The organism is Dietzia sp. 179-F 9C3 NHS (genome assembly GCF_045369825.1).
In the GTDB taxonomy this organism is placed as follows: domain Bacteria; phylum Actinomycetota; class Actinomycetes; order Mycobacteriales; family Mycobacteriaceae; genus Dietzia.
Map to the genome: position 1 here is coordinate 345725 of NZ_JBIQES010000002.1, position 24080 is coordinate 369804.

The window sequence follows — 24080 nt, forward strand, 5'->3', positions numbered from 1 at the left end:
GGGCCGGCACCCGCAGCCCGCGCGCCGGTCGCGGGCCTCAGCCGGGGTCGGCGGGCAGCGTCCAGTCCACCGGTGGCAGGCCCAGACGCTCGAGCTCGGCGTTGGCACGGCTGAACGGGCGGGAGCCGAAGAATCCGCGGGAGGCCGAGAGCGGCGACGGGTGGGGCGAGCAGATCGTCGGGGTTTCCCCGAGCATCGGGAGCAGGGACTGGGCGTCGCGCCCCCAGAGGATCGCTACCATCGGCTTCCCCCGCGCCACCAACGCCTCGATCGCCCGCTGGGTGATCTCCTCCCACCCCTTGCGACGGTGGGATCCGGGGGCGCCCGGCCGCACGGTCAGGACCCGGTTGAGCAGGAGAACCCCGGCGCGCGACCAGGCGCCCAGGTCGCCGTGCTCGGGCGCGGGGAGCCCGAGGTCGTCGGTGTACTCCCGGTAGATGTTGGCCAGACTCCGCGGCAGCGGCCGGACGTGGCCCTCCACCGCGAAGCACATTCCGATGGGGTGGCCGGGCGTGGGATAGGGGTCCTGACCCACCACGAGGACGCGGACGTCGTCGAACGGCTGGGTGAACGCGCGCAGGACGTGCTCGCCCGTGGGGAGATAGCCGCGGCCGGCTGCGCTCTCGGCGCGGAGGAAGTCGCCCATCGCGTGGATGCGGTCCTCCACCGGGGCGAGGGCGCGCGCCCAGCCGGGGTCGAGGATCTCGGTCAACGGTCGGGCGCCGGCGGGTCGGGGGTTCACGGGAGGGCGGCGTCAGTCGAGGCGCCGGAGCTCGGCACGGTACCGCATCGCGTTCTCGTGGTACTTCTGCGTGTTGCCGGCGATGAAGTCCTCGGCCACCTCGTAGCCCTCCCGGATCCTCGCCGGAGCCCCCATGGCCATGCGGCGGGCGGGCAGCTCGAAGCGCGGTGGGACGAGGCAGCCGGCGGCCACCACGGCCCCGGCGCCGATCGTCGCGCCGTTGAGGACCACCGAGCCGGAGGAGATCAGGGCGCCGTCACCGATCACGGCCCCCTCGACGTGCGCGTTGTGACCCACGATGACGTGCTCGCCGAAGACGGTCGGCTCGGATTCGGTGCAGTGGATGATCGAGCCGTCCTGGATGTTGGACATGGCGCCCACCTCGATGCGGCCGTAGTCGCCCCGCAGGACCGCGGTCGGCCAGATCGACACGCCCGGCCCCAGCGTCACGCGGCCGATCACCACCGCATCGGGGTGCACCCAGGCGTCGGGCGCGATGTCGGGTACGAGGTCTCCCAGTGCATAGACGGCCATGCCGCCACCCTAGTGCGCGGTGACCGCCCACTCAGCGGTAACCCGGTGAGCGGGCCGAGTCCCACCCCCCGGGCGTGCAGGGGGCGCCGTCGACGGTGACCTCGCCCGGCTCACCGGCGCGGAAGCGGCCGATCACCGCGAACTCCGTCGGCACGTCGACGCCCTCCGGGAACGCCGCGAGCAGGCCCTGGTCCTCGCCCCCGTCGAGCACCCACTCCCGGACGAGGGCCTCCGGATCCTCCGCGCCGAGCAGGCGGGCCGCCTCCGCCAGTCGCGGATCGCCGGGTAGGTCGCCCGTGACGAGGTCGGCGGCCACACCGGAGGCCCGGGCGAGCCCGGACAGGTCGCGCAGGAGCCCGTCGCTGACGTCGGTGAGCGCCGAGGCGCCGGCCAGCCGGGCCGCGGTCCCCGACCCGACGGGCGTGACGGGCACCCGGTGCACCCGCTGGAGGGGCCCGTCCGCGTGGCCTGCGAGGAGCAGGGCCAGGCCCGCCGCCGACCGGCCGGGGACTCCGGTGAGCGCGATGCGGTCACCCGGCGCTGCGCCGTCGATCCGGAGCGGGCGCGCCCCGTCCGGCAGCGGCCCCATCGCCGTCACACAGACCACCACCGCCCCGGCGGAGGTGAGGTCCCCGCCCACCACCACGGCCCCCGAGCGCGCGGCCTCGGCGTGGATCCCGCCGGCCAGCTCGGCGACCCGGCCCACCGGGGTGTCCCCGGGCAGCGCCACCGCCACGACGACCCGCGTGCAGTCCGCCCCCATCGCCAGCACGTCGGAGACGTTCTGCGCCACCGCGCGGCGGCCGACGTCCCGCCAGGTGGTCAGGTCGAGCCGGAAGTGCGTGCCCTCGACGAGCATGTCGGTGGAAACCACGGTCGCGGCGGACGGTCCGAGGACCGCCGCGTCGTCGCCGTTGCCCACGGGGTCGTCGACCGGGGGCGGGTCGCCCCGCAGGACGGCGAGGACGGCCGCCTCACCGGCCTCGGCGACGGTGCGCGGATCGTCCATCGTCCTCCCCCTGCCGTCGGGCGCCGGGCGTGCCGGTGCGGGCCTGTAGCGTTGTCGCCAGGTTATAGCGGTACCGGGCGCGGATCGCCGCCGGGGAAGGGAGACGACCACAGGTGAGGACGACGGACGCCGGCGGATCGGATCGGTACACGGCGGGCCGCCGGGACACGGGGGGCACCGGGGCGCGCCCGCTTCCGCTCGGGGTGATCGCGGCGACCGTCGTCGTGGGCCTCGTCCTGGTCGTGGGGGTGCTCGTCCTGGCTCGCGGCGTGGGCCGGGAGGCCGCGGAGACGGCAGCGAGCGAGCCGGTCACGGCCGTCACCCTGCCCTCCCCGGGCGCGGAGTCGCAGGAGTGCCTCGACCTCGTGGACGCGCTGCCGGAGTCGCTCGGCGACGCCGGCCGGGTCGCCCTCACCGAGCCGGCGCCCCCCGGGTCCGCCGCCTACCGCATGCCCGACGCCGAACCGGTGGTGGTCCGCTGCGGTCTCCCGGACCCGCCGACGTTCACCGTGGGGGTCGCGCTCCAGGAGGTCAACGGGGTGCAGTGGTTCAACGAGCCCGACCCGGACCCGGCCGTCACCTCGAGCACCTGGGTGGCCGTTGACCGGCCGCAGTACGTGGCGGTGACGCTCCCCGAGGGCAGCGGCACCGGTCCCATCCAGGCGCTGTCGGACACCCTGGAGGAGACCCTCGAGCGCGTCGAGCCGCGCCCCGCACCGGTCGGGTGACTCAGCCCCGTTCTAGCGCGGTGCGCACCAGGGTGTCGAGCAGCGTCGGGTAGTCGACGCCGGTGGCGGCCCACATCTGCGGGTACATCGAGATCGGCGTGAAGCCCGGCATGGTGTTGACCTCGTTGATCACCGGGCCGGAGGGGGTGACGAAGAAGTCGACACGGCTGAGCCCCTTGGCGTCGATGGCCCGGAAGGCGTCCACGGCGAGCGCGCGGAGGTGATCGGTCTCGGCGTCGGTGAGCGGGGCCGGCAGGTCGAAGGTGCACACGTCGTCGAGGTACTTGGTATCGAAGTCGTAGAAAGCGTCCCCGGTCTCCTCGCCCTCGAGGCCCGTCGGCTCGCCGGGGATGTGCAGCTCGGCCGGTAGGCTGGCCTCGACCCGTCCGTCCGGGTGCTCCAGGACACCGCATTCGATCTCCCGGCCGACGATCGCCGCCTCGACGATCACCTTGGGGTCGTACTTCCGGGCCACCGCGATCGCTTCGTCGAGGTCCTCGTACCGGGACACCTTGGTGATCCCGATCGACGAGCCGCCGCGGGCGGGCTTGACGAAGAGCGGGAGGCCCAGCTGGTCGCGGTCCTCGGGCGAGAGGGTCGCGGTTCCCGGGCGCAGCACCACCTGGCGGCCGACGGGCAGCCCGGCCGCCGCGAGGACCACCTTGGTGAACTCCTTGTCCATTCCGGCGGCGCTGGCGAAGACACCCGGCCCCACGTACGGGATGCCGGAGAGCTCGAGCAGCCCCTGGACGGTGCCGTCCTCCGCATGGGTGCCGTGCATGACGGGGAAGACCACGTCCACGCGGGCCACGATCTCGCCGGCGCGGTCGCCGTCCACGTATCGGAGCACTCCGCGGTCGTCGGTGTCCACGCCGAGCGCGATCCTGGGCCGGCCCGGGTCGACCGTCGGCATGGTGCGGTCGACGATCGCCAGCCCCGACACGTCGTCGGGGCCGAGCGTCCACGTTCCCGAGCCGGTGATCCCCACGGGGACCACCTCGTAAACGTCCCGGTCGAGATGGGCCAGGACGGCGCCAGCGGACACGCAGCTCACGGAGTGCTCGGTGCTGCGCCCGCCGTACAGGACGGCGACGGTGATGCGGTTGTTCACCGGGCCGAGGCTACTCGGGCTTGGTGGTGCGCCCCATGAGGCGCACCGCCACCTCGACCGCGTCGCCGCCCTCGTGGCAGATCTCGTGGACCGCCTCGGTGAGCGGCATCTCGACGCCCGCCCGGCGCGAGAGCTCGCGGATCGACGAGCACGACTTGACGCCCTCGGCGACCTGGCCGTGGGTGGCCTCCTGCGCCTGCTCGAGGCTCTCGCCCAGCCCGAGCCGCTCGCCGAAGGTCCGGTTTCGCGAGAGCGGCGAGGTGCAGGTGGCGACGAGGTCGCCGAGACCGGCCAGCCCCGCGAAGGTGGCGGGCTGGGCGCCGAGCGCGATCCCGAGCCGGGTGATCTCCGCCAACCCGCGGGTGATGAGCGTCGCCGCGGTGTTGTCGCCCAGCCCCATCCCCGTGGCGATGCCACAGACCAGGGCGATGACGTTCTTGGTGGCCCCGCCGATCTCGCACCCCACGACGTCGGTGTTGGTGTACGGGCGGAAGTAGCGGGTGGAGAAGGCGTCCTGCAGGCGGGTGGCGCGCTCCTCGTCCGAGCACGCGATGACGGTGGCGGCGGGCTGTCCCTCCGCGATCTCGCGCGCCAGGTTGGGGCCCGACAGGACGGCGATGCGCTCCTCGTCGATCCCTGTGACCTGCCGGACGACCTCGCTGATCCGCAGCAGGGTCCCGGTCTCGATACCCTTGGCCAGGGAGATGACGCCGGCCTCGGCGGGGACCAGGTCCACCCACGTCTCGAGGTTGCCGCGCAGCGACTGGGAGGGAACGGCGAGGACCACCTCGTCCGCCCCCGAGAGCACCTCGGCGGGGTCCGACGACGCGGACACCGAGCCGGGCAGGACGATGCCCGGCAGATAGTTCTCGTTGCGGTGCTCGGCGTTGATGCCGCGCGCCACTTCGTCCCGGCGGGCCCACAGGACCACCTCGGCCCCGGCGTCCGCGAGGATCTTGCCCACAGCCGTGCCCCACGAGCCCGCGCCCATCACCGCGATCCGTGCCATCTCGCCTCCCGGCCCTCGTCGTTCGAGCCCACGCTACCCGGCTCGGGGCGCTCGGGAGGCGCGGCTGGCAGGATGGTCGCCGATGACGACGACCACTCCCCCCGGCCGCCCGGACGACGGGTGGACGATCGTCGTGCCCGTCAAGACGCTCGACCGCGCCAAGTCCCGGCTCACGCCCGCGCTGGACCCGCAGGCGCGTCGGGCCCTCGTCCTCGCGATGGCGACCGACGTCCTCGACACCTGTCTGGCCACGGACGGGGTCGCGCGGGTGCGGGTGGTGACCGACGACCCCGCGGTCGCGACCCTGGCCCGCGACCGCGGGGTCGACGTCGTCGCCGATCCTCCCTCCCGGGCCGCCGCCGACCTTCTCAACCCGGCACTGGCCGCCGCGCTCGCCACGGCCCCCGGCCCGGTCGGAGTGGTGACGGCGGACCTGCCCGAACTCCGGCCCGAGCACCTCGCCCGGATCCTCCGCGCCGCCGCGCGGCACCCCCACGCGGCGCTGCCGGACCACCGGGGCACCGGAACCACCATGGCTTTCTGGACGGTCGGCGTCGTCGGCCCCGCCCGGATCCCCCGCTTCGGTACGGACTCCGCCTCGCGCCACCTCCACGAGGGCGGGGCAGCGTCGCTGTCCGACGCTGACCCGTCGGGGGCCGCCGCGCGCGACGTCGACACCCCCGCGGACCTGGCCGGGCTGTCGCCGGCGCGCGTGGGGGACGCCACGGCCGCCGTCCTCGAGGCCCTCGCGGGCACGCACCCCCCTCACGTCGCGGACGTTTCGGTCACAATGGTCCCGTGACCGCAGACGACCAGCCCGCCGAGCACCTGCCCCGCCCCCGCGACCGCTACCTCAACCGCGAGCTCAGTTGGCTCGACTTCAACGCCCGGGTCCTCGCCCTGGCAGACGAGAAGGACCTCCCGCTGCTGGAGCGGGCCAAGTTCCTGGCGATCTTCGCGTCGAATCTCGACGAGTTCTACATGGTGCGCGTGGCCGGCCTCAAACGCCGCGACAAGACCGGCCTCTCGGTCCGGTCCGCCGACGGTCAGACCCCGGCCGAGCAGCTCGTGCGGATCAGCCACCGCACGCGGGAGCTCGTCGAGGAGCAGACCCGGCTGTTCCACTCCGAGATCCGGCCCGCCCTCGAGGAGCACGGCATCCGGATCCTCGGCTGGGGTGAGCTCTCCGCGGACGAGCGACTGTCCATGTCGGAGATGTTCCGGCACTCCATCTTTCCCGTGCTCACGCCGCTGGCGGTCGATCCGGCCCACCCGTTCCCCTACATCTCGGGGTTGAGCCTCAATCTGGCGGTGATCATCCGCGACGTGGACTCGGGCCTCGAGCACTTCGCCCGCGTCAAGATCCCCCACAACGTGCCGCGCTTCGTCCGCGTGGACCTCGGCGACAGCAACGAGTCCGCGTTCGTGCCGGCGGAGGAGATCATCGCCGCCCACCTGGGTGAACTCTTCCAGGGCATGGAGATCGTCGAGCATCACGTGTTCCGCGTGACCCGCAACGCGGACATGGAGGTCGAGGAGGACCGCGACGAGGACCTGCTCCAGGCGCTCGAGCGGGAGCTCGCCCGACGGCGGTTCGGCTCCGCGGTCCGCCTCGAGATCGCCGAGGACATGACGCCGCGGATGCTGCGGATCCTCCAGCACGAGCTGGACGTGGAGCCGGCCGACGTCGTCAAGGTCTCCGGCCTCATCGACCTCACGTGCCTGTGGCAGATCCACGGCATCGACCTGCCCGACCTCAAGGACCCGGCGATGGTGCCGGCCACCCCGCCGGCCTTCGGCGAGCGGGAGACGGTCCGCAACATCTTCTCGTCTCTCAAGGAGGGCGACGTCCTGGTCGAGCACCCCTACGACTCGTTCGCCACGACCGTCCAGCGCTTCATCGAGCAGGCGGCGGCGGACGACAACGTGCTGGCGATCAAGCAGACGCTGTACCGCACCTCCGGTGACTCCCCGATCGTCAACGCGCTCGTCGACGCCGCCGCCGCCGGTAAGCAGGTGGTGGCACTGGTCGAGATCAAGGCCCGCTTCGACGAGCAGAACAACATCCGCTGGGCTCGCGAGCTCGAGCAGGCCGGAGTGCACGTCGTCTACGGGCTCCTCGGCCTCAAGACCCACTGCAAGACGTGCCTCGTGGTGCGCAAGGAGGGCGACCGCCTCCAGCGGTACGCGCACATCGGCACGGGCAACTACAACCCCAAGACGGCCCGACTCTACGAGGACGTGGGGCTGTTCACGGCCGACGAGGACGTGGTCTCCGACCTCACGGACCTGTTCAACCACCTCACCGGCTTCTCCAACGTCTCCAAATACCGGCGGTTGCTCGTGGCGCCGGACGGGATCCGCTCGGGGATCATCGAGCGGATCGACCGGGAGATCGGCGCGGCCGCCGAGGGCCGCGACGCGGGGATCCGCCTCAAGGCCAACGCGCTCGTCGACGAGCAGGTGATCGACGCCCTGTACCGTGCGTCCCAGGCCGGGGTTCCGGTGGAGATCGTCGTGCGCGGCATCTGCGCGCTCCGCGCGGGCGTCCCGGGACTGAGCGAGAACATCCACGTGCGCTCGATCCTCGGTCGCTTCCTCGAGCACTCCCGGATCCTGCACTTCCGGGCCGCGGACGAGGTGCTCATCGGCAGCGCCGACATGATGCACCGCAACCTCGACCGCCGCGTGGAGGTCATGACCACGGTCACCGACCCGCGCCTCAAGAGGCAGGTCCACCGGATCTTCGACTCGGCCCTCGACCCGCGGACCCGCAGCTTCCACCTCCAGCCGGACGCGGCGTGGACACGGATGCCGGCGCCGGAGGACTGGGCGGAGTCGGTGGACCACCAGGAGCGCATGGCCGCCGAGCACGCGGGGTTCCGGCACCGATGAGCCCGTCCGGTAAGAGCAAGAAGGGCACCCGCGTGCGTATCGTGCCCGCGGCCGGGGCCGTCCTGTACCGGATGGACGGACACTCCCCCCGGTGCGCGGTGGTCCACCGTCCCCGCTACGACGACTGGTCGCTGCCCAAGGGCAAGGTAGACGCCGGGGAGTCGCTCCCCGTGACCGCGGTCCGCGAGATCGAGGAGGAGACCGGCTTCGCCTCGACCCTGGAGTTCCGGATCGGCACCACCGGGTACCCGCTCAAGGAGCACTCCCGCAAGGAGGTCACCTACTGGTCGGCACTCGCGCACGCCGGGAGCTTCGTCCCCAACGCCGAGGTAGACGAGATCCGCTGGCTGCCCGTGGAGGAGGCCTCGGCCCTGGTCTCCTACCCGCTGGACCGCAAGATCCTCGCCCGCTTCGCGGCGGCACCGCGCGCGGACGGACTGCTGCTGCTCGTGCGCCACGCCCGCGCCGGGAACCGGTCGGAGTGGAGCGGCGACGACTCGCTACGGCCACTCGACAAGACCGGCCGCACGCAGGCCGAGATGCTGGCCCCCATGCTCCGCGCCTTCGGCGCGCGGCGACTGTACAGCGCGCCGCGCGTGCGGTGCGAGCAGACCCTCGCCCCGCTCGCCGACGAGCTGGGCGCCACGGTCCGCTCCGAGCCCGCCCTGGCCGACGAGGCGTACCTCGACGACCCGGCGGCCGCCCGCGCGAGGCTCCTCGCCCTGGTGTCGGGCAAGGGCGTCGCGGCGGTGTGTTCGCAGGGCACGGCGATCCCGGGCCTCATAGGCGACCTCGCGGCCGCGGCCGGCATCGAGGTCGAGGACCCCTCGACCAAGAAGGCCGGCACCTGGGCGCTCGGGTTCGACGGCGAGACGCTGGCGTACGCCGACTATTACGCGAGCCCGTTGCCGGTGCTCTGACCCCGCGGGGTCAGGAGACGACGGCGCTCTCGCGCCCTACCCCGTTGCGGGACGAGCCGAACGCCTGGTGCGAGCTCGTCCGCTTGGCCGCGAGCCGGCCCTCCGGGAGCTTCTCGGTGCCCTGCACGACCGCCTTGAAGTACTGGCCCGGGCGGAATGCGGGCGAGTAGGTGGGGGGCACGGGGATCGACTCCCCGGTGTGGGGGTTCCGCGCAACCCGGGCCGCCCGGGCCCGCTTCTCGAAAATGCCGAAGCCCATGATGGTGATCGACTCGCCGGACTCGACGGCGCGGACGATGATGTCCAGGGTGTTCTCCAGCGCCTCGGTGGCCAGCTGGTGATCACCGCCCAGGCGGTCTGCCAGCTCGGCGATGAGATCTGCCTTGTTCACGTGGGTATTCCCCCTTCGGATGAGTACACGGGTCCGACCGACGCGGACTGGGGAGCGTCGGCTGGGCCCGGGAGCACGGGTTTCTCTCAGGGCTGCGCTCGCCGATAAGCATACTCACACGGGGATTCCGTTTCGTTACGAACCGTTCAGGTTTCGCGGGACCGCCCCGCGGCGGCTCTCAGAGTGTGGTGGTGACGGGCTTGAACGCGGGTCGGCGCTCCTCGTAATCGGCGATCGCGTCGGCGTCGCGGAGGGTGAGCCCGATGTCGTCGAGCCCCTCCATGAGCCGCCAGCGCGTGTAGTCGTCGATGTCGAACGGCACGGTGACATCGCCGGCGGTGACGGTCCGCGAGGCCAGGTCAACGGTGATCTCCAGGCCCGGGGTCTCCTCCATGGCCTTCCACAGCAGGTCCACGTTCTCCTGCTCGACACGCGCGGCGACGAGCCCGGCCTTGCCGGAGTTGCCACGGAAGATGTCGGCGAAGCGGGACGAGATGACCACGCGGAAGCCGAAGTCCATGAGCGCCCACACGGCGTGCTCGCGGGAGGAGCCGGTCCCGAAGTCGGGTCCGGCCACGAGGACGGAGGCCCGGTCGTACGGCTCGCGGTTGAGAACGAAGTCGGGCTCGTTGGCCCGCCACGAGGCGAAGAGTCCGTCCTCGAAGCCCGTGCGGGTGACGCGCTTGAGGTATTCGGCGGGGATGATCTGGTCGGTGTCCACGTTGGACCGACGCAGCGGCGCGCCGATCCCGGTGTGCGTGATGACGGCCTCCATGGCGATCAGGCTCCCTTCACGGGCTCGAGGTCGGCTGGGGCGGCGAGGCGCCCGACGACGGCGGTGGCGGCGGCGACCGCCGGGCTCACGAGGTGGGTGCGGCCGCCCTTGCCCTGGCGCCCCTCGAAGTTGCGGTTGGACGTCGAGGCGCAGCGCTGCCCGGGCGAGAGCGTGTCCGGGTTCATACCCAGGCACATCGAGCAGCCGGGCTGGCGCCACTCCGCGCCGGCCGCGGTGAGGACCGCGTCCAGCCCCTCCTCCTCGGCCTGCAGACGCACCCGCATCGAGCCGGGCACGACGAGCATGCGCACGCCGTCGGCGACCGAGCGTCCCTCGAGAACCTCGGCGACCGCGCGTAGGTCCTCGATGCGGCCGTTGGTGCAGGAGCCGACGAACACGACGTCGACGCCCACCTCACGCAGCGGGGTTCCGGCCTCGAGGTCCATGTACTCGAGCGCGTTCTCGGCGGCGATCCGGGCGCTGTCGTCGCCGAACGACTCGGGGTGTGGGACGGCCGAGCCGAGGGGCGCTCCCTGGCCGGGGTTGGTGCCCCACGTGACGAACGGGGTCAGGGCTGAGCCGTCGATGACCACCTCGGTGTCGAAGACGGCGTCGTCGTCGGTCCGCAGGCTGTCCCAGTACTCCACCGCCGCGTCCCAGTCGGCGCCCTGCGGCGCGTGCGGGCGCCCCTTGAGGTAGGCGTAGGTGGTGGCGTCGGGGGCCACCATGCCGGCGCGGGCGCCGGCCTCGATGCTCATGTTGCACATCGTCATCCGGGCCTCCATCGACAGCTTCTCGACGGCCTCGCCGCGGTACTCGATGATGTGCCCCTGGCCACCGCCGGTGCCGATCTGGGCGATGACGGCGAGGATGAGATCCTTGGAGGTCACGCCCGGCTGCAGCTCGCCGGTCACCGTGACGGCCATGGTCTTGAACGGGCGCAGCGAGAGCGTCTGGGTGGCCATGACGTGCTCGACCTCGGAGGTGCCGATGCCCATGGCGATCGAGCCGAAGGCCCCGTGCGTCGAGGTGTGCGAGTCGCCGCAGACCACGGTCATGCCGGGCTGGGTGAGCCCTAGCTGTGGTCCCACGACGTGGACGATGCCCTGGTCGACGTCGCCCATCGGGTGCAGGCGGACGCCGAACTCCTCGCAGTTGCGGCGCAGGGTGCTGATCTGCGTCCGCGAGACGGGGTCGCGGATGAGGTCGATCGCGCCGCCGGCGATGTCGGTGGGGACGTTGTGGTCCTCGGTGGCGATCGTGAGGTCGGGCCGGCGCAGGCCGCGCCCCGCGAGCCGCAGACCGTCGAAAGCCTGGGGGCTGGTCACCTCGTGGATCAGGTGCAGGTCGATGTAGACGAGGTCGGGTTCGCGCGCGTCCCCCTCCCCCTTGCCACGGACCACCACATGGTCGTCCCAGACCTTCTCCGCCAGGGTCCGGGGCCGCACGCCGCCGGACGGGTTCTCACTCATCTCGCCTCCGGTCCACATCCCTCACAGGAATCTCTGGATTCTCAGCATGTAGGACGCTACAGTCGAACTGTGAGACAGTCTAGCGGAATCGGCGTCCTCGACAAAGCGATGACGGTGCTGCACGCCGTGGCCGAGCAGCCGTGTGTGCTGTCCGAGCTGTGCGAGCGCACCGGCCTACCTCGGGCCACCGCCCACCGGCTCGCGGTGGGGCTCGAGATCCACCACCTGCTGTCCCGCGACGACGCCGGCGTGTGGAGCCTCGGCCCCGGCCTGGCCAAGCTCGCCGCCCACGCCTCGGACACGCTGGCCGAGGTGGCCTCCACGGTGCTCCCACGGTTGCGGGAGGCCACCGAGGAAAGTGTGCAGGTGTACCGCCGCGACGGTGACCGGCGGATCTGCGTGGCCTCGGCCGAGCCGCCCACCGGACTGCGCGACACCGTTCCGGTCGGCGCGATCCTGCCCATGAACCGCGGGTCGGGCGCCAAGGTCCTGGCCGCGTGGGCCGACCCGGCCACCCAGCGCGCGCTGCTCGCCGACGCCACGTACACCGAGCGCCAGCTCGCCGAGGTCCGCCGCCGCGGTTGGGCGCAGTCCCTCGCCGAGCGCGAGGCCGGGGTCGCCTCGATCTCGGCGCCGATCCGCGACGCCGGCGGCGCGGTCGTCGCCGCCATCTCGGTCTCCGGTCCGGTCGACCGCATCGGCCGCCGCCCGGGGGCGCGGTGGGCCGCGGACCTCCTCGCCGCCGCGGACGCCATCCACAAGCGTTTGTGACGGCCCCGCGCCCGACCGCTCAGGCTGGGCGACGGCCGCGGACCAGCTCCCCGAGCGCCCACGGCAGGCTGAGCACGCTGGGCTGACGCACCGCGGCCACGAGGTCGGCGTTCCGCGGGTCCACGCGCACCACCTGCACCCCGCGCCGCCGGAGCTCCCGGTACGGGACCGGCTCCCCGTGGGCGTGGATCCCGAAGCCCAGGTCCGTGATCGCGCGGGAGAGCGGGGCCGACGCGGCCAGGGTCGCGACCTGGGTGTCCGGGCGGGCCCCGGTGCCCAGGACGACGACGAGGCCCTCGACCCCCAGCCGGCGCTGGCCGCGGACCCAGTCGCCCAACGCCTCGTCCGCGGTGGCGGCCGCCGGGGCGGGGTCGCGGTCGACCGCCTCCCCGACCAACTCGAGGTGGTCGCGCCACAACGGCCGGCCGGCCGGGTCTGCGATCACCGTGGCCAGCTGCTCGTACGCCCGCAGCTGCGCCGGTGAGAGGTCCGCGGCCGCCAGGGCGAACGCCTCGGCGCCGAGCGGCAGGAGCGCGCGCAGGGTGGGCGGACCCGGACCGTCCCAGTCCGGGGCCGGGGGCGCGCTCGCGTCGCGCCACGGCCTGGGCCCGGTCCCGTCCTCGGCCCACGCCGCCCGCGGCTTCACCTCGAGTGCCGTGAGCACGTCGAGATCGGCGGAGGAGAGCGCGACGACTCGGCGGACCGGCGCATCCGGGGTGGGTGTGCGGACCGGACTCGGTGGGGCGAGTGGATCCGTCGTCGTCGGGGCCGCGGGCTCCCCCGTCTCCCCCTCCGCGCCGCAGGCGGCGAGCAACGCCGACCCCGCACCCAGGCCGGCCACCCCCATGCCGGCCCGCAGCGCCGCACGCAGGGCCTCCCGGCGTCCGATCGGCCGCGTCACAGGAGCCCCGGGACGAGCGCCCTGCGCTCCGGCGCGCACTCGTCGCCAAACCGCTCCCGGTACCAGGCGTGGGTCTGGAACGCCCGCGACACGAGGGTCGCCACGGTCACGAGCAGGAACGCTCCCCAGAGAATCCACGTGGAGGTCTCGTGCGAGAGGAAAAAGTCCACCCCGGCATCCTGCCACGGCCGTCGACGGCGAACGCCCCGGGCGACACTCTCGTGTCCACCCAGGGCGTTCCGCTGGCGAGTACCCCCGATGGGATTCGAACCCACGCTACCGCCGTGAGAGGGCGGCGTCCTAGGCCACTAGACGACGGGGGCCAGCTGCTCCACCACTGTAGCGGCTAGGTCGCCGCGAGCCAAAATCACGGTGAACACACGCCTCAACCCCGCCGCGCGGCGAGCCGCCTCGGTAAACCGGGTGCAGAAATGCACTCGGTGTACCTTTTGCCTACGCTGGGCGCCATGCTCGACTCCATGACCGCACCCGACCCCCGGAAATCGCTCCGCGAACGCAAAAGACTCGCCACTCTGGCGGCAATCGAGGACGCGGCCACCGCGCTGGTGGTCGAGCACGGCTACGACGCGGTCACCGTCGACGAGATCTGCGCCCGCGCCGACGTGTCCAAACGGACCTTCTTCAACTACGTCCCCTCCAAGGAGGCCGCCGTGGTCGGCACTCCGCCCCAGTCGGTCCCGGTCGCCGAGCGAGAGGCCTTCCTCGACGCCGCCGCATCTGACGTCCCGGGCGCGCTCCTTCGGGTGTTCCTCGGCGCATTCGCCGCCGTGCGCTCGGGAAACGACGCGCGCGCCGCGGCCCTGGTGCACCGGCGCCGTGCGATCTTCCGGGACCACCCCCCGTTGGCGGCGGCTCGGATGACGGCCACGACGCGGCTCCACGAGGAGTTGGTCGACCTCGTCGTCGAGCACTACGGCCGCCACCCGGCGCTCCGTCGCCTCCCCGACGCACCCCCCGGCGCCGAGGCCCGCTCCGCCGTCGCGCTCGTGGCCGCCGCGGCCAACCTCGGCGTGACCTCGTGGCTCACCCGCGACGCGGGCACGCTCGCCGACCTCGACGCGGACTGCGTCACCGCCCTCGCGCGCCTGGCGCGCCTCGCCGCCGGCTCCGGCGCCTCGCCATCGGGAGAACCCTCGTGACCGACACGACCCGACACAACGTCCCCCTCGTCTTCACCTCCCTCGTCCTGGGCATGCTCATCGTTGCCCTGGGGCAGATGATCTTCGCCACAGCGCTTCCGACGGTCGTCGCCGACCTCGGGGGCGTGGACAAGATGAGCTGGGTCATCACCGTCTACCTCCTCACGATGACCATCGGCCTGCCGGTGTACGGCAAGCTCGGAGACCAGATCGGCCGCAAGCCCCTGTTCGTGGGCGCAATCCTGCTCTTCCTCGCCGGCTCGGTAGTGGGCGCGCTCGCCCCGACCATCGACCTGCTCATCGTGGCCCGGGCCGTCCAGGGGCTCGGCGGCGGCGGGCTCATGGTGCTCTCGCAGGCGATCGTGGCCGACGTCGTCCCCGCCCGGCAGCGCGGCCGCTACATGGGGATCATGGGCGCGGTCTTCGGGATTTCCTCGGTGCTCGGGCCGCTACTCGGCGGCTTCTTCACCGCCGGGCCCGGCTGGCGCTGGGCGCTGTGGTTCAACGTGCCCGTCTGCCTGGTGGCGCTCGGCGTGGCCGTCGTCTCCCTCCACCTCCCCCGGCGCGGCACGGCGGCCCGCGCCGACTGGCCGGGGATCGTGCTCATGGCCGTGGGCACCACCGCGCTCATCCTGGCCACCACGTGGGGCGGACAGCGCTACGCATGGACGGATCCGCGGATCCTCGCCCTCGGCGCACTGTTCCTCGCCTGCGCCGTCGGCTTCGTCGCGGTCGAGCGTCGCGCCGCCGACCCGCTCATCCCGATGAGCCTGTTCGCCGAGCGCAACTTCACCGTCACCACCGGCGCCGGGCTCGTCGTGGGCGTGGCCATGTTCGGGTGCGTCGTCTACATGCCCACCTACATCCAGATGGTCCACGGCCTCGACCCCACGACCGCCGGGCTTATGGTGACCCCGATGATGGCCGGGATGATGGGCACGTCGATCGTCATCGGCTTCGTCGTGAGCCGCACCGGGCGCTACAAGTGGTACCCGATCGTCGGCGCGCTCGTCATGTCCGTGGGGCTGTGGTTCATCGGCTCGCTCGAGGAGACCGACTCGCTCGTCCACCTCGGGGTCGTGCTCTTCGTCTTCGGCTTCGGGCTCGGCCTGACCATGCAGATCCTCGTTCTGATCGTCCAGAACTCGTTCCCGGTGGCCATGGTCGGCACGGCCACGGCGTCCAACAACTTCTTCCGTCAGATCGGCGCGACGATGGGCTCGGCGGTGGTCGGCTCACTCTTCGTCAGCCGCCTGGCCGGCCTCATGGGCGACCGCGTCCCGCCTGCCGTCGAGTCCCTCGGCCCCGAGGGCGCGCACGCCGCGGAGCGGTTCGCCGCCGACGGTAGCGCCGCCAACAGCCTCGGCCCGGACGTCCTCGCCGGGCTACCCGGGACGCTCCACGACGCGATCACCAGCTCGTACAACGACGCACTGGTGCCGATCTACCACCTGATGGTGCCGTTCCTCGTCGTGGCCGCCCTCGTGCTGTTCCTCGTCCGGGAGGACGCGCTCAAGGAGACGATCGACTGACCGACGCGTGGGGCCGACCAGAGGCCACCGATGCGACAAGGCCCCGGTCCGTGTGGACCGGGGCCTTTCCAGCTGTACCCCCGATGGGATTCGAACCCACGCTACCGCCGTGAGAGGGCGGCGTCCTAGGCCGCTAGACGACGGGGGCTCAGGACGAGTGCGTCAGACGCACTCCGCTGGCCTACCAGGACTCGAACCTAGAACGACTGAACCAGAATCAGCTGTGTTGCCAATTACACCATAGGCCACTGTATTGAGTTGTCCGCCCTGTGCGGGGCGACCTCGAAGAGACTACCAAAGCCCTCACCGTGAGGCATAAACGCGCTGTTCACGGGCGGTGAGTCGAATCCGAAGGGGTCGGAGCCGGCCCGGCGGGGAGGACGAGCAGCATCCGGCGCCACATACCGTCATCGTCCCCGCGCGCCCCTCCGTGGCCGGCGGTCCCGCGCCGTCAGCCCTCCGCGGGGGCCTCGGCGACGGGGGCGCGCCGCAGCCGGGCGAGGGTGGCCTCGCGGCCGAGCAGCTCGAGGGACTCGAAGAGCGGCGGGGAGATATGCGAGCCGGTGACGGCCACGCGCACCGGGCCGTAGGCCTTGCGCGGCTTGATGCCGAGATCCTCGACGAGCGCCTGCGAGAGCGCGGCCTCGATCGCCGACGTGGTCCACTCCGTCAGCGCCTCCAGCGCTGCGATCGCCGCGTCCACCACCTCGCGGGAATCGGCCTTGAGGTTCTTGGCGGCCGCCTGGGGGTTGACGGCGAAGTCAGCCTCGTCCACCACGAGGAAGCGGATGAGGTCCCACGCGTCCGAGAACACGACGATGCGGGTCTGGAGCAGGTCGGTCACGGTCGCCCACCGGTCGCCGTCGAGGTCCTCCGGCAGGGTGAGTCCGTCCTCCGCCGGATGCGCGACGAGGTACTCCCGCAGCCGCCGGGCGAACTCCTCGGGGGCCAGGCGCCGGATATGCTCGGCGTTGATGGCGTCGGCCTTCTTCTGGTCGAAGCGGGCCGGATTGGCGTTGACCTGGCGGACGTCGAAGGCGTCCACCATCTCCTGCAGCGTGAAGACGTCGCGGTCCTCGGACAGCCCCCAGCCCAGCAGTGCCAGGTAGTTGAGCAGCCCCTCGGGCAGCATTCCGCGGTCGCGGTGGAGGAACAGGTCCGACTGTGGGTCGCGCTTGGAGAGCTTCTTGTTGCCCTCGCCCATGACGAACGGAAGATGGCCGAACTCCGGCACGCGGTCGGCCACGCCTATCCGCTCGAGGGCCCGGTACAGGGCGATCTGGCGTGGGGTCGAGGAGAGGAGGTCCTCGCCGCGCAGGACGTGAGTGATCTTCATGAGCGCGTCGTCGACCGGGTTCACGAGGGTGTAGAGCGGGATCCCGTTACCGCGGGTCAGCGCGAAGTCCGGGACCGTGCCTGCCTTGAACACGGTCTCGCCGCGCACCATGTCGTCCCAGGACAGGTCCTCGTCCGGCATCCGGAGGCGGATCACCGCGCCGCGTCCCTCGTCCCGGAACGCCTGCTTCTGCTCCTCGGTGAGGTCGCGGTCGTAGCCGTCGTACCCCAGCTTGGGGTCCCTCCCGGCCGCACGGTGCCGCGCCTCGACCTCCTCGGCCGTGGAGAACGACTCGTAGGCTTCGCCCGCCTCGACGAGCCTGCGGACCACCTCGAGGTGCATCTCCCGCCGCTCGGACTGCCGGTACGGCGCATAGGGACCGCCCACCTCGGGGCCCTCGTCCCAGTCCAGGCCCATCCAGCGCAGGGCGTCGAGCAGCGCCCGGTACGACTCCTCGGAGTCGCGGGCCGCGTCCGTGTCCTCGATGCGGAACACGAAGGTGCCGCCGGTGTGCCGGGCGTGCGCCCAGTTGAACAGCGCCGTACGGATCAGGCCCACGTGGGGCGTTCCGGTGGGCGACGGGCAGAAGCGGACGCGAACGTCTGAGGCGGTCATGCCGACCATCCTAGTGACGCCGCGCGGCCGCACCGCCGACCGCGGTGGGACGTCCCGCTAGGATCGTCCGGGTAACCGAGTCGCCGGCCGGATCTGGCGTCGACGACTGCCGAGTCGAGGGAGGCGAGCCGTGGGGTCAGGGCATCACCCCGACGCGGCCCGCCCCGTCACCGCCCCAGATTTCCTTCTCTCCCGCGCCACCGGGTCGCTGCGCACCCAGGGGTCGCTTCAGGCGTTCTCCGACCCGGCCGACGCGGCGCTCGCCCTGCGGTCCGGTGACTGCGGGCTGGTGGTGGGCGCGATCGGGTTCGAGCCCGACGCGCCCGCCGCGCTGATCGAGCCCGACATCGTCGTCCGGACCGACGGTCCCCTCGAACCCCCCGCGTACTTCCGCGGGCTGCGCACCCGCGCGCGGGTCACCGAGGAGGTGCCGCACGGGGCCGTGCACCGTGGCCGCGTCGCCACCGCGGTCGCGGGCGTACACGCCGGCGGGGTCGAGAAGGTGGTCCTCGCGCGTGCGGTGCGGCTCGAGGCCCACGAGCCGATCGACCCGCACGCGGTGTGCGCTTCACTCATCGATTCGAGCCCGTCGGCGGACGGCTACCTCGTCGACCTCTCCCCCGCCGGTGGCCTCTACGCCGGTCGAGTCCTCGTCGGCTCCAGCCCCGAGCTCCTCGTGCGACGTCGCGGCGACCTGGTGGAGTGCCACCCCCTGGCGGGCTCCGCACCGCGCGCCGCCGACCCCGCCGCCGACCAGGCCGCCGGGCGCGCGCTGCGCGACTCCGCCAAGGACGTCGCCGAGCACGCCTTTGTAGTGGACTCCCTCGCTGCGTGCCTGGACCCGTTGTGCGTGGACCTGGAGATCCCCGAGCGACCGGGCCTGACCTCCACGCGCGAGATGTGGCACCTCGGCACGCGAATCCGGGGCCGCATCGCCGACCCCCGCACCACCGCCCTGGACCTGGCCCTCGCCGTGCACCCCACGCCCGCCGTGTGCGGCACCCCCACCGACGAGGCGCGGCGCGTCATCGGCGGGCTCGAGGGTGAGCGCGGCTTCTACGCCGGGGCCGTCGGCTGGTCGGACGCGAGTGGCGACGGCGACTGGATGGTCACCATCCGCTGCGCCGAGATCGATGCCGACCGGCACGGGGCGATCGCCTGGGCCGGCGGCGGCATCGTGGCCGGCTCTGACCCCGACGACGAGGTCGCCGAGACCGAAGCCAAGCTCCGGACCGTTCTGCGGGCCTTCGGGGCGGCCTGAGGCCGTCGGGTCCCGCGTTCGCGGCCCCTCGGCCGCCGCCTTGAGCTCGGCCGTCGCCTTGGGCTCGGCCGTCGCCTTGGGCTCGGCCGTCGCCTTGACCAACAGCGATGATCGCCACCAACAGCGTGCATGGTCGCTGTTGCCCACAATGAGCGCTGTTGAACGGTGGTGAGCACCGGCGGACTGCGCGACGACGACCCGCCGAACCTTGAGAGCGCACGGATTCCACCGCGCTGATCGTCCGGGGGCGCGACGCTGGCGGCGCCTTTCTGCACGTATCGTTTTCCACAAGCGCTCGGGCCCCTCCCCAGCCCCTGCTGTGATCGCGTCGTTCAGACCTCGTCACGCTGACGACGGCCGGGATCATCGGCCACATGAAGCGCCTCGAACAGCACCCCGACGATCTGATCCGTACCCGCGACCAGCTTCTGGGCGCAGGGCAGTCCGAGGCTTCGTTGCGCGCGATGGTGCGGGGAGGCGGCCTGATCCGGCTGCGGTCCGGCCTCTATGCGACCAGCGAATACCGCGATTTGTTTCCCGAGGACGCACATCGGGTCGACGTCCACGCTGCGCATCGTGTGCATCCGCCCGAACCGGAAGCGCTGACGGTGTACTCGCACGAATCCGCGGCGGCGCTCCACGGCCTGCCCCTCATCAACGGCACCGATCTCACCGTGCGAAGGACCCGGCACAGCCCTCCGTGCCGTTCGACCAGAACGAGCGTGACCTCCACCGCGTGGCTGCCGCTCCGCGACGGGGAGACCACCACGATCGGCGGCGTACCGGTGACCACTGTCCCGCGTACTGTCGCCGATCTGCTCCGGACCGCGGATCGCGATACCGCGGTGTGTGCGGCGGATGCCGCACTCCATCGACAGCTCTGCAGCCTGGACGACCTCGCGGACGCGCTCAACCGCCCTCCGTCCCGCCACGGCGTGCCCCGGGCTCGGAGGCGACTCGCGGAAGCAGACGGCCTGGCGGAGAGTGCGTTGGAAACCCGCAGCCGCCTGCTGTTCGCCGATGCGGGCCTGCCCCAACCGGAGCTCCAGGTCCGGTTCGACACCCGGCTCGGGCGTTACCGGGTGGACTTCTTCTGGCGTGGCCACCGGGTGATCGGCGAATGCGACGGGATGCGGAAGTACCTCGACAGCACGGACCCACGGCAGCCCTGGCAGGTCATCGCCGACGAGAAGGACCGGGAGAACGAGCTGCAGTCACTCGGCTTCGTGGTGATCCGGTGGCGGTGGGGGGACCTGTCCCGACCCGAGGTGCTCCTCGCCCGCCTCCGCCGCGCCCTCTACAGGACTCCGGCCATCCGCGGCGCCTGACCCACCTCGCGGCAACAGCGATGATCGCCTCCAACAGCGGCCATGAACGCTGTTGAAGGCGGTCATCGCTGTGGGAGTGGCGAGAGAGCTCAGGCGGTTCGAAAGGTGACGCCGACGCCCGGCGCCACGGACTCAGGCTCGGTCGATCACGGGGTTGGTGAGCGCGCCGATCCCCTCGATCTCCACGGTGACGCGGTCGCCGGGCAGCATCGGGCCGACGCCAGCCGGGGTGCCGGTGAGCACGACGTCGCCGGGCAGCAGCGTCATGACGCGGGTGATGTATTCGATGATCTCGCCGACCGTGTGGATGAACTGCGAGGTGTTGCCGTCCTGGCGCAGCTCCTCGGAGCCGTCCTCGTGGCGCAGGGTGGTGCGCACGTCGAGGCCGTTGGGGTCGAGGTCGGTGACGATCCACGGGCCCAGCGGGCAGAAGGAGTCGTAGCCCTTGCCGCGGGTCCACTGCCCGTCGGACTTCTGCTGGTCGCGCGCCGTCACGTCGTTGGCGCAGGTGTAGCCGAGGATCACCTCGTGGGCGCGGGCGGCCTGCACATCGCGGCACGGCTGGCCGATCACCACGGCGAGCTCGCCCTCGTGGTCCACGCGCTCGGAGCTCGGCGGATACTGGATCGGGGCCTCGGGGCCGACGACGGAGGTGTTGGGCTTGAGGAAGATCAGCGGCTCGGCGGGGGCCTCGGACCCCATCTCGGCGGCGTGCTCGGCGTAGTTCTTGCCGACGCACACCACCTTGGAGGCGAGGATCGGGGCGAGCAGCCGGACGTCGGCGAAGGGCCACTCGCGGCCGGTGAACTCGGGGTCACCGAAGGGGTGTTCGGCGATCTCGGCGCACACGAGCGAGCCGGGGTCAAAGACGTCCCCGCGGACCTCGACAAAGGCGAATCCCTGCGGGTGGGCGATACGGGCGAGACGCATACCGACGATCCTAGGCGCTGGCGGGTCGCGGCCTCACCGGCGCGTCAGGGCGCCGAGGGTGGCCACCCCCCGGTCCCCCAGTTCCTTGATCTGCGCGAGGTAGAGCTCTGCGCAGGCCAGGGCGTCCACCACCGCGTCGTGCGCCCGGTACACCGGCAGTCCGTACCGCTCGCGGGCCGCCCAGAGCCGCAGCTCCCCCGGCGAGGGGTCGGTGGAGAACCCCATGTCGGGGCCCCCGGTGAGGAGGCGGTGGTGGAGTTCCAGGGTGTCGACGACGACGAAGGGCGCCGTGACCCCGTGGAGCCTCGTGCACAGCTCGCCGAGGAACCCCGTCTCCATCTGTGTGAAGTGGGCGAGCAGGACCCGGCCGGTCAGCGCGTCGAGCACGGCGTCCAGGGCCTCGACGTCGCTCCGTCCGGTCGCGAGGGCGTCGTCCGTGAGTCCGTGCAGGACGGCGGACTGGCCGACCCCGTCGTCGTCACCCGGCCCGTCCCCCCGCACCACCGTGCCGCCAGCGCCGGCGAGCACGATCCGGTCCCCGTCCACCGGCACGAACCCCACCGACAGCAGGCGGTCGCGCCGGGGGTCGAAGCCGGTGGTCTCCACGTCCACGGCGAGCAGCGGCAGGTCGGCGAGCGGAGTGTCAGGCCCGGGCGGGGCGGTCTCGAGGTAGCGGCGCAGCGGCCCCCCGGGCAATCCGGCGGCGGCGCGCTCGCGGCGGGCGGCGGCGGTGCGTCGGCGCAACGCGTCGAACATCACATCTGCCGGATCGGGTACCGCAGGGCCAGGGCCTCCTGCTGCTCGGCGACGGCGCGGAACGCGAGCTTGAGACGCTGACGCTCACGGGAGGACAGCTCAGAGGGGTCGATCTGATTGTCCGGCTCCCGGCCCTGGGCGACGAGCCGGGCGTGGTGGCGGATCTGCAACCGGCGGAGAAAATCGAAGGACAGCAGCAGGGAGCGGGCGTCGCGCTCCGCCATCGCGCCGGCGTCCCGCACGGCCTCGATCCGCTCCACGGTGCCCACCTGGGGCAGGCCCGCGGCCAGTGCCCGCAGACGGGCCATCTGGATGATCGCGGACAGGCCGCCGGCCTTGACGTTGAGGGTGTTGCGGTACTCCCCCCGCTTCTCCACGACGAGTCCGCGCAGGAAGCCGAGCGGCGGCTGCCAGTCGGCGGCCGCGCGGGCGAGGTGGGCGAGGAAGCGGGGGCCGTGCCGCGCGGTGTCGAGTAGCCGGCGCGTGACCTGCTCGCACAGCTCGGCGTTCCCGGCGACCGCGCGCATGTCCAGCGCGACCTGGGCGTCCAGGACGTGCTCGGACTCCGGCCGGTGTACCCACGTGTCGATCTGTTCGCCCCACTCCTCGACCGTCATCCGCCAGCGGGGGTTGGCGGCCATCATGTCGCCCGGGCACCCGGGGAAGCCGGCGTCGGCCAGACCATCCCTGACGAGCGCCGTGACCTCGGCGAACCAGGTCTCGTCCGCCGGACGCGAGGCCAGGACGAGCGCGCTGTCCTGGTCGCTGGCCACGCCCAGTTCGCCGCGGGCCTGCGAGCCGAGCACCACCCAGCAGAACGGGACCGGGGGCGGACCCAACCGCTCCTCGGCCAGCTCGAGCAGGCGGCGGGTGGCGGCATCGGCGGTCGCGGTGATCACCCGCGCCACGTCGGACGGCGGGAACCCGCGACGTTCCCACTCGACGGTCATCGCCGGGAGCTTGCGCACCTGCTCGGCGACCGCGACCGGGGAGGGCGCCCGCGCGATCCGGGCGGCGAGGTAGATGGGATCGGCCTGGGCCAGGCGCAGCAGGTCCGTGGAGGTGACGACGCCGACGGGGCGGTCCCCCTCGTCGAGCACCGGCAGGTGGTGCACGCCCCGCTCCATCATGAGCAGGGTGGCATCGAACGCCCGGGTGGTGTCCCGCACGTGCACCGGGTCGGCGGTCATCACCTCCCCGATCGGCGTCGACGGCTCCCTGCCCTCGGCCAGCACCCGGCTGCGCAGGTCGCGGTCCGAGAGGATGCCCACGAGACGCCCGTCGTCCACCACGATCAGGCAGGACACCCGCTGGTCGCACATGCGCCGCGCGGCGTCGCGGACCGGGGTGGACGACGGCGAGGAGACGGCGTCCCGGGCCACCAGCTCGGAGACCGGGGTGCTCAGGGGGTCGCCGCCGGAGGCGTCGACCCGGACCGCGACCAGCTCCCCGCGGACACGGTTACTCTCCTCGGCGAAGAACGCGCGGATGCCGGGGTGGCGGTCCGAGACGTCGTCGAACGCCGCGCGGGGGACCTCCAGGACGAGGGAGTCCTCGGCCGCCTGGATGAGGTAGCGGCTCGGCCCGTCGCTGGCAAGGGTGGAGTAGCCGCAGCTCTCCCCCACGTCGCGCGTCTCGATGAGCGCGCCCGCGGGGTCGCACACCTCCACGACCCCGGAGCGCACCACATGGAGGGCGTGGTTCTCCGCGCCCGGGGCCACGATCACGCCGCCCCGGCGGTGGTACCGCTGGCTCAACCGCGGGACCAGTGCCACGAGCTCGGCACGGTCCAGGGTGTCGAACGGCACGCAGCCGGCGAGGAAGTCCACCACCTCGGAGATCTCGACGTCCATCACTCCACTGTGGACGCCGCGGGCCCGCGGTGTGAGCCGCTTCACGCGATT

The 24080-nt window shown here is 72.5% G+C and carries 22 protein-coding genes, 3 tRNA genes and 1 pseudogene; 9 read left to right on the plus strand and 17 right to left on the minus strand.

Features of this window, described 5'->3' with window-relative positions:
* Positions 1–37: 37 nt before the first annotated feature.
* Genes ACH0BZ_RS03965 through thiL form a run of 3 tightly spaced genes read right to left on the minus strand, consistent with a single transcriptional unit; the run spans position 38 to position 2285 of the window.
* Positions 38–742, minus strand: a complete 705-nt coding sequence (locus ACH0BZ_RS03965; RefSeq protein WP_406896658.1) for a uracil-DNA glycosylase — start codon at positions 740–742, stop codon at positions 38–40.
* Positions 743–754: 12 nt separating this feature from the next.
* On the minus strand, positions 755–1276 hold the full coding sequence (locus ACH0BZ_RS03970; RefSeq protein WP_406896659.1) for a gamma carbonic anhydrase family protein: 522 nt from the start codon (positions 1274–1276) through the stop codon (positions 755–757).
* Between the two features lie 31 nt (positions 1277–1307).
* Positions 1308–2285, minus strand: a complete 978-nt coding sequence (gene thiL, locus ACH0BZ_RS03975) for a thiamine-phosphate kinase (RefSeq protein WP_406896660.1) — start codon at positions 2283–2285, stop codon at positions 1308–1310.
* A gap of 113 nt (positions 2286–2398) precedes the next feature.
* On the opposite strand from thiL, the gene ACH0BZ_RS03980 reads away from it, so the two are divergent.
* On the plus strand, positions 2399–3013 hold the full coding sequence (locus tag ACH0BZ_RS03980) for a DUF3515 domain-containing protein (RefSeq protein ID WP_406896661.1): 615 nt from the start codon (positions 2399–2401) through the stop codon (positions 3011–3013).
* Between the two features lies 1 nt (position 3014).
* Here the strand turns inward: ACH0BZ_RS03980 and ACH0BZ_RS03985 are convergent, their stop codons facing one another.
* Together ACH0BZ_RS03985 and ACH0BZ_RS03990 are read right to left on the minus strand one after the other, a co-directional pair.
* The gene (locus ACH0BZ_RS03985; RefSeq protein WP_406896662.1) at positions 3015–4124 is read right to left on the minus strand and encodes a D-alanine--D-alanine ligase family protein; all 1110 of its coding nucleotides are present in this window, start codon (positions 4122–4124) and stop codon (positions 3015–3017) included.
* A gap of 10 nt (positions 4125–4134) precedes the next feature.
* Positions 4135–5133, minus strand: coding sequence for an NAD(P)H-dependent glycerol-3-phosphate dehydrogenase (locus tag ACH0BZ_RS03990; RefSeq protein ID WP_406896663.1), 999 nt, complete (start codon positions 5131–5133; stop codon positions 4135–4137).
* Between the two features lie 82 nt (positions 5134–5215).
* Between ACH0BZ_RS03990 and cofC the strand changes: the two genes are divergently transcribed.
* From cofC to ACH0BZ_RS04005, 3 genes are read left to right on the plus strand one after another with little or no spacing between them, the layout of a single operon-like run.
* A complete protein-coding gene (gene cofC, locus ACH0BZ_RS03995) occupies positions 5216–5935 on the plus strand; it encodes a 2-phospho-L-lactate guanylyltransferase (RefSeq protein WP_406896664.1) in 720 nt (239 codons plus the stop codon).
* The gene (locus tag ACH0BZ_RS04000; protein WP_406896665.1) at positions 5932–8028 is read left to right on the plus strand and encodes an RNA degradosome polyphosphate kinase; all 2097 of its coding nucleotides are present in this window, start codon (positions 5932–5934) and stop codon (positions 8026–8028) included. The genes cofC and ACH0BZ_RS04000 overlap by 4 nt, the downstream gene beginning before the upstream one ends.
* The gene (locus ACH0BZ_RS04005; RefSeq protein WP_406896666.1) at positions 8025–8948 is read left to right on the plus strand and encodes an NUDIX domain-containing protein; all 924 of its coding nucleotides are present in this window, start codon (positions 8025–8027) and stop codon (positions 8946–8948) included. Before ACH0BZ_RS04000 ends, ACH0BZ_RS04005 begins: the two co-directional genes overlap by 4 nt.
* Positions 8949–8958: 10 nt before the next feature.
* On the opposite strand, the gene ACH0BZ_RS04010 is transcribed toward ACH0BZ_RS04005, so the two are convergent.
* The 3 genes from ACH0BZ_RS04010 to leuC form a co-directional block, all read right to left on the minus strand.
* A complete protein-coding gene (locus tag ACH0BZ_RS04010) occupies positions 8959–9339 on the minus strand; it encodes an HU family DNA-binding protein (RefSeq protein ID WP_406896667.1) in 381 nt (126 codons plus the stop codon).
* 178 nt (positions 9340–9517) lie between these two features.
* Positions 9518–10114: a 3-isopropylmalate dehydratase small subunit gene (gene leuD / locus ACH0BZ_RS04015; RefSeq protein WP_406896668.1), complete on the minus strand. Its 597-nt coding sequence runs from the start codon at positions 10112–10114 to the stop codon at positions 9518–9520.
* Positions 10115–10119: 5 nt separating this feature from the next.
* Positions 10120–11586 (minus strand): 3-isopropylmalate dehydratase large subunit, encoded by a 1467-nt coding sequence (gene leuC, locus ACH0BZ_RS04020; protein WP_406896669.1) that lies wholly within the window; start codon positions 11584–11586, stop codon positions 10120–10122.
* Positions 11587–11655: 69 nt separating this feature from the next.
* Here leuC and ACH0BZ_RS04025 point away from each other — a divergent pair, with 69 nt between their 5' ends.
* Positions 11656–12357, plus strand: a complete 702-nt coding sequence (locus ACH0BZ_RS04025; RefSeq protein WP_406896670.1) for an IclR family transcriptional regulator — start codon at positions 11656–11658, stop codon at positions 12355–12357.
* Positions 12358–12376: 19 nt separating this feature from the next.
* Here the strand turns inward: ACH0BZ_RS04025 and ACH0BZ_RS04030 are convergent, their stop codons facing one another.
* The 3 genes from ACH0BZ_RS04030 to ACH0BZ_RS04040 all read right to left on the minus strand — a co-directional run bounded on the left by ACH0BZ_RS04030 (position 12377) and on the right by ACH0BZ_RS04040 (position 13581).
* Positions 12377–13258 carry an ABC transporter substrate-binding protein gene (locus ACH0BZ_RS04030; RefSeq protein ID WP_406896671.1) on the minus strand — a complete coding sequence of 294 codons (882 nt, stop codon included), beginning with the start codon at positions 13256–13258 and terminating at the stop codon, positions 12377–12379.
* Positions 13255–13428, minus strand: coding sequence for a hypothetical protein (locus ACH0BZ_RS04035; protein WP_406896672.1), 174 nt, complete (start codon positions 13426–13428; stop codon positions 13255–13257). Before ACH0BZ_RS04035 ends, ACH0BZ_RS04030 begins: the two co-directional genes overlap by 4 nt.
* An 80-nt stretch (positions 13429–13508) precedes the next feature.
* Positions 13509–13581 (minus strand) — tRNA-Glu (locus tag ACH0BZ_RS04040).
* 144 nt (positions 13582–13725) lie between these two features.
* On the opposite strand from ACH0BZ_RS04040, the gene ACH0BZ_RS04045 reads away from it, so the two are divergent.
* Positions 13726–14418, plus strand: coding sequence for a TetR/AcrR family transcriptional regulator (locus tag ACH0BZ_RS04045; RefSeq protein WP_406896673.1), 693 nt, complete (start codon positions 13726–13728; stop codon positions 14416–14418).
* 11 nt (positions 14419–14429) lie between these two features.
* Positions 14430–15950: pseudogene (locus ACH0BZ_RS04050) on the plus strand (MDR family MFS transporter); the annotation flags it as partial.
* Between the two features lie 75 nt (positions 15951–16025).
* Here the strand turns inward: ACH0BZ_RS04050 and ACH0BZ_RS04055 are convergent.
* The 3 genes from ACH0BZ_RS04055 to gltX form a co-directional block, all read right to left on the minus strand.
* Positions 16026–16098, minus strand: a tRNA-Glu gene (locus ACH0BZ_RS04055).
* 28 nt (positions 16099–16126) lie between these two features.
* Positions 16127–16198: transfer RNA gene (locus ACH0BZ_RS04060), tRNA-Gln, on the minus strand.
* Positions 16199–16401: 203 nt separating this feature from the next.
* Positions 16402–17901: a glutamate--tRNA ligase gene (gltX, locus tag ACH0BZ_RS04065; RefSeq protein WP_406896674.1), complete on the minus strand. Its 1500-nt coding sequence runs from the start codon at positions 17899–17901 to the stop codon at positions 16402–16404.
* 130 nt (positions 17902–18031) lie between these two features.
* Between gltX and ACH0BZ_RS04070 the strand changes: the two genes are divergently transcribed.
* Positions 18032–19162, plus strand: a complete 1131-nt coding sequence (locus tag ACH0BZ_RS04070) for an isochorismate synthase MenF (protein WP_406896675.1) — start codon at positions 18032–18034, stop codon at positions 19160–19162.
* Between the two features lie 374 nt (positions 19163–19536).
* A complete protein-coding gene (locus tag ACH0BZ_RS04075) occupies positions 19537–20490 on the plus strand; it encodes a hypothetical protein (protein WP_406896676.1) in 954 nt (317 codons plus the stop codon).
* 132 nt (positions 20491–20622) lie between these two features.
* Here ACH0BZ_RS04075 and ACH0BZ_RS04080 read toward each other — a convergent pair whose 3' ends face one another.
* Genes ACH0BZ_RS04080 through ACH0BZ_RS04090 form a run of 3 tightly spaced genes read right to left on the minus strand, consistent with a single transcriptional unit; the run spans position 20623 to position 24029 of the window.
* Positions 20623–21420, minus strand: a complete 798-nt coding sequence (locus tag ACH0BZ_RS04080; RefSeq protein WP_406896677.1) for a fumarylacetoacetate hydrolase family protein — start codon at positions 21418–21420, stop codon at positions 20623–20625.
* A gap of 33 nt (positions 21421–21453) precedes the next feature.
* Positions 21454–22176: an exonuclease domain-containing protein gene (locus tag ACH0BZ_RS04085; RefSeq protein WP_406896678.1), complete on the minus strand. Its 723-nt coding sequence runs from the start codon at positions 22174–22176 to the stop codon at positions 21454–21456.
* Positions 22176–24029: a putative nucleotidyltransferase substrate binding domain-containing protein gene (locus ACH0BZ_RS04090; RefSeq protein ID WP_406896679.1), complete on the minus strand. Its 1854-nt coding sequence runs from the start codon at positions 24027–24029 to the stop codon at positions 22176–22178. The genes ACH0BZ_RS04085 and ACH0BZ_RS04090 overlap by 1 nt, the downstream gene beginning before the upstream one ends.
* Positions 24030–24080: the final 51 nt, after the last annotated feature.